9 protein-coding genes are annotated in these 9,312 nt (G+C 45.6%); 3 read left to right on the forward strand and 6 right to left on the reverse strand.

What is annotated here, in order from left to right:
- Positions 1-22: 22 nt before the first annotated feature.
- Positions 23-535, reverse strand: coding sequence for a hypothetical protein (locus tag AC1DXC_RS26575; RefSeq protein ID WP_477462209.1), 513 nt, complete (start codon positions 533-535; stop codon positions 23-25).
- Positions 536-546: 11 nt separating this feature from the next.
- Entirely contained in the window at positions 547-1,527 is a 981-nt protein-coding gene (locus AC1DXC_RS26580; RefSeq protein ID WP_477462210.1) for a glycosyltransferase, read from the reverse strand.
- 113 nt (positions 1,528-1,640) lie between these two features.
- On the opposite strand from AC1DXC_RS26580, the gene AC1DXC_RS26585 reads away from it, so the two are divergent.
- Positions 1,641-2,957, forward strand: a complete 1,317-nt coding sequence (locus AC1DXC_RS26585) for a sugar MFS transporter (RefSeq protein ID WP_477462211.1) — start codon at positions 1,641-1,643, stop codon at positions 2,955-2,957.
- A gap of 142 nt (positions 2,958-3,099) precedes the next feature.
- On the opposite strand, the gene AC1DXC_RS26590 is transcribed toward AC1DXC_RS26585, so the two are convergent.
- The gene (locus AC1DXC_RS26590; protein WP_477462212.1) at positions 3,100-4,053 is read right to left on the reverse strand and encodes a helix-turn-helix domain-containing protein; all 954 of its coding nucleotides are present in this window, start codon (positions 4,051-4,053) and stop codon (positions 3,100-3,102) included.
- Between the two features lie 202 nt (positions 4,054-4,255).
- Between AC1DXC_RS26590 and AC1DXC_RS26595 the strand changes: the two genes are divergently transcribed.
- A complete protein-coding gene (locus AC1DXC_RS26595; RefSeq protein ID WP_477462213.1) occupies positions 4,256-4,903 on the forward strand; it encodes an LA_2272 family surface repeat-containing protein in 648 nt (215 codons plus the stop codon).
- A 112-nt stretch (positions 4,904-5,015) separates the two neighbouring features.
- Here the strand turns inward: AC1DXC_RS26595 and AC1DXC_RS26600 are convergent, their stop codons facing one another.
- The 3 genes from AC1DXC_RS26600 to AC1DXC_RS26610 form a co-directional block, all read right to left on the reverse strand.
- Positions 5,016-5,453 (reverse strand): sterol desaturase family protein, encoded by a 438-nt coding sequence (locus AC1DXC_RS26600; RefSeq protein WP_477462214.1) that lies wholly within the window; start codon positions 5,451-5,453, stop codon positions 5,016-5,018.
- 75 nt (positions 5,454-5,528) lie between these two features.
- Positions 5,529-6,932: a dihydrolipoyl dehydrogenase gene (gene lpdA, locus AC1DXC_RS26605; protein ID WP_477462215.1), complete on the reverse strand. Its 1,404-nt coding sequence runs from the start codon at positions 6,930-6,932 to the stop codon at positions 5,529-5,531.
- A gap of 323 nt (positions 6,933-7,255) precedes the next feature.
- Positions 7,256-8,155, reverse strand: a complete 900-nt coding sequence (locus tag AC1DXC_RS26610) for a hypothetical protein (RefSeq protein WP_477462216.1) — start codon at positions 8,153-8,155, stop codon at positions 7,256-7,258.
- Positions 8,156-8,508: 353 nt separating this feature from the next.
- Between AC1DXC_RS26610 and AC1DXC_RS26615 the strand changes: the two genes are divergently transcribed.
- A complete protein-coding gene (locus AC1DXC_RS26615) occupies positions 8,509-8,904 on the forward strand; it encodes a hypothetical protein (protein ID WP_477462217.1) in 396 nt (131 codons plus the stop codon).
- Positions 8,905-9,312: the final 408 nt, after the last annotated feature.

Consider the following 9,312-nt stretch of genomic DNA (forward strand, 5'->3'; position numbering starts at 1 on the left):
ATTTTAGACGATATGCCAGATATTAATACCGCCTTCCACCTTGTTCTCTTTGCCATTTCAGCAGATCGTCAAGCGGATTAGGGAATGTGTAGTTGTCCTTATGGGCCAGTATTGTTGTATTCCCATTCCTCAATTGCAGGAATTGTTCCGTTACGTTAATCTCGTATTTTCCGTTAAAAACGTTTTTGATAGAATCTGCATCCATTAATAAATTGCCATTTTCATCCATTTTCCAGGTGCCATTGATGGCGTAACTATTAATTCCGGGAAGTACTAAAACCCCATTCGCTCTAAAATCGGCCACATCCAAACAAGGACCGTTGCCGTTAGCGTCCTGCAGGTAAACAAACACCTTCGTACGGGGTCCTATTAAAACGTTTTGATAATAAATGCGGTCGACACACCAGGTGCCTTTTGAGAGGAGTTCTAAAGGTGTTGGCCTGATAATAAAATAAATAACAGTGGCTAAAACGGTTACAAATATTATAACCACCAAAATGATGCGATACCCCAAGCTTATCTTAAAATTCCTCATCCGCAGTCAATTTAATCATTCCAGGCCAAATACTTCGGCTGGTTCGGCTCTAATAGCATCGGAGCTACAGTGTTCAACGTCCCTCCGTTCAATATTAGCTCATACAGCTTCAAATAATCCGCAGCCATTTTGGCGATGTTGAAATTGTCTATCGCATATTCGTGGCAAAGCTGCTTGCTAAAGCTAGCAACGTTTTTTAGCCCTTCCACCAAAACGGCTTTACTGTTCGATAATAGCCCCACCTCCTTCGGCACCAGTTCAGGCAACGACCCATAGGGCGTACCGAAAACAGGGCAGCCAAAGTAAAGGCTTTCGGTAATGGCTATGCCGAAGGGTTCGTTCCACAGCACGGGGAACAGCAGGGCCTTGGAGCCGTTCATCACTTCAGATTTTTGGTCGTTATTCACCATCCCTTTAAAACGCACATTTAAATTCGGTGTAAAACGCAGGCCCATCTTCAGGTTGAGGCGTGTGCCGCCCATTACCACCAGCTTATTACCGCTTTTAGTGGCCACATCAATAGCGCCTTGCACATTCTTTACCCGCCATGCGGCTTTGGCCAAAAAGTGAGTATAGCTGCGTTTGTTAGCAAGGTTGGGCAGGCGGTAATCGGCAATATCCAGTCCGTTATAAACGTAGGTAGTTGAGCCGTTTCGCGCCGCATGGTTGGCCGATACGAACACCGAATTGATATCCATACCCCCTCTGCCTGAATTGTTATGAACCGTACACAAGTAGGGCTTTTTAGTAAAGCCCTGCACCTGGAATTGAAAATGCACCACATCGATATCATCGGGCACTTGCTGGTTCATATCCTTTGAGGCATCGTATGCCAATACTTTGGCAAACGGACAGCTCGACCCTGCGCCAACCAAATAAGTAACCTTATGCCCCTGCCGCACCAGCTCCTTCCCGAGCCACCAAATCACGCGCTCGGTGCCGCCGTAGGTGGTTGCCGGTATTTGGGTGTCGTTTACGATGAGGATGTTCATTACCGGCAAAGTTAGCTTTCGGCGCAAAATAAAACAGCCAAATTAGAAAACATCAGCTTTTTTAATTATTTTAGTAACTCCATTAACTTATTAACAAATTTTAAAATCCCCTTATGGCAGTCGTTACCAATTCCGCAATCCCGGCAACAAAAAAATCAGGACTAAACCCCATCATCATCATTGGCTCTTTATTTTTTATCCTGGGTTTTGTGGCCTGGCTAAATTCTGTTCTTATCCCCTATTTAAAAATAGCCTGCCAGTTAACCAATCTCGAATCGTACCTGGTGGCAAGTTCTTTTTACATCGCCTGCCTGCTCATGGCCAAGCCATCGGCCTGGCTATTGAAATTACTAGGCTTTAAAAATGGTATGGTAGCGGGTCTGGTACTGATGGGCCTTGGCGCGTTGATTTTTATCCCGGCTGCCCTAACCCGCGTTTACGCCGTGTTTTTGATTGGTTTATTTGTGCAGGGTTGCGGTTCGGCAGTCTTGCAATCGGCATCAAACCCTTATATCACCATCGTTGGCCCGCCCGAGAGTGCCGCCAAACGTATCAGCATAATGGGTATCTGTAACAAGTTTGCGGGCGTACTGGCTCCATTGGCCCTCGGAGCCGTAATTTTGAATAACCTCGACGGTTTCGATGCCAAGCTTGCCAAACTTAGCCCCGCCGAAAAACTCATCCAGCTGAACGAACTGGCCTCCAGGGTAATTGTACCTTACCTCCTCATCGTAGTGATACTGGTAATTTTAGCGGTGCTCATCTACTTCTCCGGCCTGCCCGAAATTGATACCGATCACGAAGATGAAACCGTTGCTGCCGCCAATTCGGGCAAAACCAGCATCACGCAGTTCCCGCACCTGGTGCTGGGCGTTATTGCTTTGTTCTTTTATGTGGGCGCGGAAGTAATCGCCGGCGATTCTATCATCGGTTACGGCACATCCCACCATATCGCGCTTTCTACCGCCAAATATTTCGCTTCGGGTACTTTAGCCTGCATGGTTATAGGTTATGTTGTAGGTATATTGTTTATCCCCAAGTATTTCTCGCAGCAAAAAGCATTGGTTGCCTGCGCCATATTGGGTGTTGTGCTAACCACCATAGCGCTGTTTACGCCCAAATATGTTTCCATCAGCTGCATCGCACTTTTAGGTTTGGCTAACTCGCTGATGTGGCCCGCCATTTGGCCACTGGCTTTATCGGGCCTGGGCAGGTTTACCAAATTAGCATCATCCTTACTGGTAATGGGCATCGCCGGCGCGGCAGTTTTCCCGCCGATATACGGTGCGCTGGTAGACCATTTCAAGAAAACGCAAGGCATCGAGGCCGCGTCGCAATCTTCTTATTGGATATTGCTGCCAATTTATTTGTTCATCCTCTATTATGCCGCGTCGGGCTATAAGGTGGGGAAGAAGGTGGTAGCGGCGTAGGTTTCCTTTTTGTCTGAACTCGAATTTTAAAGAATTAGAAGAATTTTCAGAATTTGAGACTATTCTATTCTGTTAATTCAATAAATTCCTTAAAATTCGAGTTCAGACATTTAACAAAAAATTCGAGTTCAGACAATCTCCCTTATCCCCTTGTAATTTCCTCAATCAACTTATCGCAAGCAGCAAAGGCCGCGTACAAAAATTTATTGCGGTACTTTTCGCCCTGCCCACTAAAGGCTACCGACTTGCGGATAAGCCCCTGCATCCATTCTTTTGTTTGGCGGCAGTAGAATTGGTCGTCGGTTTTAAGGTAATTAAAGGTATTGAAGCGGTTGTAGCACAGCATACTTTCTTTAAACTCTACTAAATAGGCCAGGCTACCCAGCACATCGCAATTGTACCAGGTAAAGCTATGCGCGGGGTCGATGGTTTTTTTTGCGCTGATGGCATACATATTCATATCCGTAAGGCAATAACGCACCTGTTCCACTATCTTTTCGGCGAGGGCTTTATCACTGATGTGCCCCGCTTCAAAAGCGTAGCGTAGCTGATCCAGGGTACCATAAACAGCATCGTTGGCCCATATTTCGGTACTCGGAATTTCGAGATAGATTCGATTCAGTTCCTGCGCAACGGCAACAATCTCGTCGCTGATGGCCTCATAATCAAATTTAAGCGCCGGCTTATCGGCCCAAAAGAACAACTTAAAACAAGTCAGTTCCGGATATTTAAAGAAATGAAAGATGGGTATATCATCTGTAGTAATCATGATATGCTTATCTGCCCGCTGCCTAATGGCTTTTAGGTTTTGCTGCAAATCCTGCAGATAAGCAAGCATGTTGGGCGTTTCACGGTCTATATATAAGTAGTTGAAACTAACCGAGGACAAATCGTTGGGCTGGTACGAAAACGGCGTACCGAACGCATCCGACAGTTTTACCAATTGCGGCAGGCTTAAAGTACTTTTGCCTCTAACCTTTTTATAGGCTTCGTTGGTGCTGATGCCAAGCACTTCGGCTACGTTTTGCGCCAGGTTTTGATATTCGGGCAGGGATTGGCTGATAGCCTGGAAGAACTTGACCTGTTGCGTGTCCATAAAGAATAATGTAAAAGATGATTGATAGGGTTTTATTTAGCTTTACAACTTTTTTTAGCGAAGAATAAATCTTAAAGATTATAAATATAGGATTTACCCTTCACCCAAAGTCATTAAAAATTACTCCACCCGGGTTGGCCCTTCTTATAGGATACTCCATGAATTTTTGCTTGCCTAAATTAGTTCATTAAACAAACAAACGATGAAATTCAAATTATTACTGCTCATTATCATATCAGACACAACTGTTGCTTTTGCCCAGCAGCAAAAACGGGCGAGCCATTTCCCTGTCGGCACTTTCCTTGAGAAAAATTCAACCATCAACGGCATTTCGGTGGGGCTATACTCCGTCCTCTCACAGGATAGCATCAACAATGTGCACACCAATGGCATCCGGCTGGAGGCCATCGGCCTGGGCATACTTTCGCCGTTGATGCCCCGCAGCCCTATTGCCGAAACCGAAGAGCAGTTTAAGGCTAAGATGGCCGAGCCTCTAGCCGAAAGAATCAACGGCTTCAATTTATCCCCCGCTGGTACCGTATGCGATTGTGTTGTTAATGGCATCAGCGCAGGGCTAATCGGCCAGATAAACCGTAGGGTAAGCGGAGTTTCGGTAAGCGTGATGATAAATTTGGCTCAGGAGCACAATGGCATACAGGTGGCCATGATCAACGAAAGCTATGCCATGCGGGGCTTCCAGATAGGCTTCAACAATACAAGCGGCAAAGCAAGGGGTATCCAGATAGGGATATTTAATCATGCCACCAATTTAAAGGGGATTCAGTTCGGGCTTTGGAACACCAACCAGAAAAGGAAACTGCCTATACTTAACTGGAATTTTGGGGATTAGATTAGCCTGCGATTTGTCCGAACTCGAATTCATCGAATTGGAAGAATTTTTAGAATTTAGCATATTCAATTCTGTTAATTCAATAACTTCCTTAAAATCCGAGTTCAGACAATTACCTAAACCACTTCTTCCCCACCACCAATAAGCCAAACTCTTCCGAAGGGCCCTTTTCTGTTGACTTATGATGGATTTTATGCGCCCGGCGGATAGCCGATAAATATCGATTATTGCTTTTAAAAGCCTTAAATCGGTTGTGGATAAACCAATCGTGGAAGATGAAGTAGATGGTGCCGTACATGCTGATGCCCGTACCAATCCAAAAGCGGTAATCTAAAGCGACATGCCCAAGCCACATCAGCCATAGCGCAAACGCAGCAAAGCCGATGCTGAACAGGTCGTTCAGTTCGAACCAACCGTGGCGCTGCTGGTGATGCGTTTTATGGATAAACCACAACGGCCCATGGAACAGGTATTTATGCATAGCCCAGGAGGCCAGCTCCATGCCAGCAATAGTGAATAGTAAAATAAGGATATTGAGTATTACTTGCATCCCTTTTTTAGTAGCAGTGGCTGTTGCAGTAGTAGTCCTAAATCTAACTACTACTGCAACTAAATCCTGCAACTCCTAAATATGTATAGCGCGGTTCTCGGTCGCTGCCAAACAAGCCTCCCTCATCGCTTCGGTGTAAGTTGGGTGGGCGTGGCTGGCGCGGGTTACGTCCTCCGCGCTGGCGCGGAATTCCATGGCGATAACCGCTTCGGCAATCATATCCGCAGCGCGGGGACCTATCATGTGCACGCCTAAAATTTCGTCGGTTGTTTTATCGGCCAGTACTTTTACAAAACCGTCTAAATCGCCGCTGGCGCGGGCACGTCCGCTGGCTTTGAACGGGAAAGAACCTACTTTGTAAGCGGTTCCTTTTTCCTTCAGTTGCTCCTCGGTGTAACCAACGGCAGCAACCTCCGGCCAGGTGTACACAACGCCCGGTATCAGATTGTAGTTGATGTGTGGTTTTTGGCCGGCAATAAGTTCGGCGACAAAGGTGCCCTCGTCTTCAGCCTTGTGGGCAAGCATAGCGCCTTTTATCACGTCGCCAATGGCGTAAACGCCTTTAACGCTGGTTTCCAGATGCTCGTCAACCGTAATTTTGCGGCCGCGTTCTTCTACGGTTATACCGATTTTATCGAGGCCCAGGCCATCGGTATAAGCTATACGGCCAACGGCTACCATACAGTAGTCGCCTTTCAGTTCTATTTTCTCGCCTTTAGGGCTGTCGGCAGTAACGGTTACCACATCGCCTTCGGCAGTAGCACCGGTTACTTTGTGACCCAGGTAAAACTCCATGCCCAGTTTCTTCAATACCTTCTGCAGTTCGCGACCAAGGCCCTTGTCCATGGTTGGGATAATGCCGTCCATAAACTCCACGACAGATACCTTGGCACCCAGACGCGCGTAAACCGAGCCCAGTTCCAAACCGATAACGCCGCCGCCGATCAATATCAGGTGCTTGGGTACTTCGGTTAAGGTTAATGCCTCGGTAGAGGTGATAATGCGTTTCTTATCTATCTTCAGGAAAGGCAGGCTGGATGGTTTAGAACCCGTGGCAATGATTACCTTGTCGGTAGTCAACTCGGTAGCAGTACCATCTGCCTTGGTAACGATGATGGTGTTTTTATCTTTGAAAGAACCAACGCCCTGGTGAACGTCGATTTTGTTTTTCTTCATTAAATAAGTGATGCCGCTGGTGTTGGCATCCACTACTTCCTGCTTACGTTTAATCATCTGCCCAAAATCGATACCCAGATTATCCAGTTTGATACCATGGGTGGTAAAGGTGTGGGCAGCGTTATGGTAGTGTTCGGAAGAATCAAGCAGTGCCTTAGATGGGATACAGCCTACATTGAGACAGGTACCACCAAGGGTGTTGTATTTTTCGATAATGGCGGTTTTCATGCCTAATTGCGCGCAGCGGATAGCCGCAACGTATCCACCCGGACCAGAACCTATAACGATAACATCATATTGCATAGTAGTATATTTTATGGCTGGCAAAGTTAAGGAAATAGAACCGGGATTTTTCACCAGATAATTGTTTTTAATGGCGTTCAAGAGGGCTTCGCCGTTAAACAGATTTATGCGATTTAGGGATTTAATTGCAGGGGGATGAAGCTGGCTTGCAACAAAGGGAACGCAATATTGGAAATAAGCATAGTGGTTCTAAAACCTTCGTGCGGCTGATGTGCAAATAAGGGTTGTATCAGTATACCAATAATAGTATAATTATAAAAACATAGTCTATTATAGTAATTGCATGCTTATCGGCACAAAGCAAAACCTTATCCAGCGTACGTTTACTTTCCATACCCCTTATTTAACTCCTTAATTACCCATTTTTCGAAGAGGCTTACGGCTTTGTCCTGCGCGTCACTTTTGTCCTTAAGTTCTACGTATCTCATCACGCCAAGTAATTTTAGTTCGGAATGCGTAGCGTCGCCCGAGATATTGATATCTGAATGCATAGTGCGCAGGCGGATGGTGTCGGCATCCTGCAGCCGCTCGTAATCGAGCAGTTTCGCTATCGTATCTTTTTTGCTAGAAGTGCTACTGAAGTAAAACGTACTCGTCTTGCTGTCGAAATCGATGCTGGCGGTATCGGGGGATATCTTCAGGCTTTTGCCGCTATTGTGACTGCGTACATACTTATCAAATTCCTTTATATATTCCAGCTGCAGTGAGTTCACGCGCGAAACCAACTCGCGCTTAGAGAAATTGAATCTGTAGGTTTTATTGATGCCGGTAATTTTTGTGTATTTGCCGCGCACCATGCTGGTTGCCACAAAAGATAACAGCGACACGCAGATAAGCCCACTTTGCAAAACCGGCTTCAACCGATAGCTGCCGGATGCGTTAAACAGGTAATAAGAAAGCGGGAGGATAAACAAAGCCAGGTAGTCCGAATAATCTACCACGCGACTGACCGGGATGCCCAGGCCGTTAAGGCTATCGATAAATGGTTGCGCCAGGGGCGATTTCCAAGCCATAAATAATACCAGCGTGACCACATGTACGAGCATTACCCTGCGCGGCCAAAGCGCGCTCAGGAAGTAGGCAAAAGCAAAAAGCCCTGCAAAATCAGATAACTTGCCGGTGAGGGCATTATGAAAGCTTGCTTTGAGGTACCAATCATTGAGAATCAGCACCAACACAGCGGTGATGAAAAACGGGTTCCCTAATTTTTGTTTGGCGGCCATTGGTTAATTGGATGGTAAGTTATCGAAAAATCGGCATAAATAAACAAGCAAAAAGTGTATGCATTTTTGAACAGTAACGGCCAATGCCGTTTATTTTGTACAACCGCATAACTATAAATTTATGGTTGAATGCTTGCGGTGGTCGGCCTCGCTGGTTTTTCTACAGAATTATTAATGCTGCTTAAATTTTTTTAATGTTTAATTAAGTGTTTGAAATAAATACGCCTAACCGGCTGATTGGCAGCTGTTTTTTTGCTATGTGGCATACACATTGCAACGGGATGGGTAGGGCCTTCGATATTTAATGATGCGCCCCGCACAAAATACCCTATGAAAAATAATTACCAAACAAAATGGACCACTACAGAGAGATAAAAAACAACTTAACCTGGCACAATGAAGGTAAGTTTGATGTTGAATTGACCAATGGTGTTATCACCAAACTAAACTTTTGCGAACCCGGTAAAGGTGTTGAAGATAATGGCAAGTGCCTCACTTCAACCAACTATAAATTTTTACAGGCAGTGCACGCTGCCCTGGGAGATTTGTTCACCTTTATAGAAGAAGAAAACAAACGCCTCGGCTATAGCTACGCCCGCCCCGGAGAAACCGGTGCTTATAATGAAGAGGTGATAGAGAAACCCTACAAGCAGCCCACCGAAACCAGGTTGCGACCGCTTATCAATTACGATAACCAGCCCGAACTAAGCCACATTACCGTTGGCGAGGGCCTGAGGGACATTGGGTAGGGTTGTTAATAGATTTGAGACAAAATCTCGACTACCGCGATTTATAAATTTGCAGTAGCATAGGGCTGGCTTTCAGCTGTCACAAGGCAGAATCGTATCTCGCGGCTCATAATCATACACAGTTTTGGTACTCTTGGTAAAAAGGAGCGCCCCCGGGAAGGGAGGGCACTGAAAAAGTCCTTTTAGAAAAAGAGGTGTAAAAAAGGAGCAGGAAGGATTGTCTTTCTGCTCCTTTTTTTGTATTTTAAAGGTGTATTAGAACGCCTTTCAGATGTTAGCTCAACAACAAAAGATCCAATTTAGCGCGTTTTCGGGATTGTATGATTTGATCGTACCCAAAGACAATCTTCTTCGCAAGATCAATGAACTGATAGATTTTACTTTTATCCTTGAAGAGCTGGTTGACAA

This window comes from Mucilaginibacter sp. P2_D11, assembly GCF_056404435.1.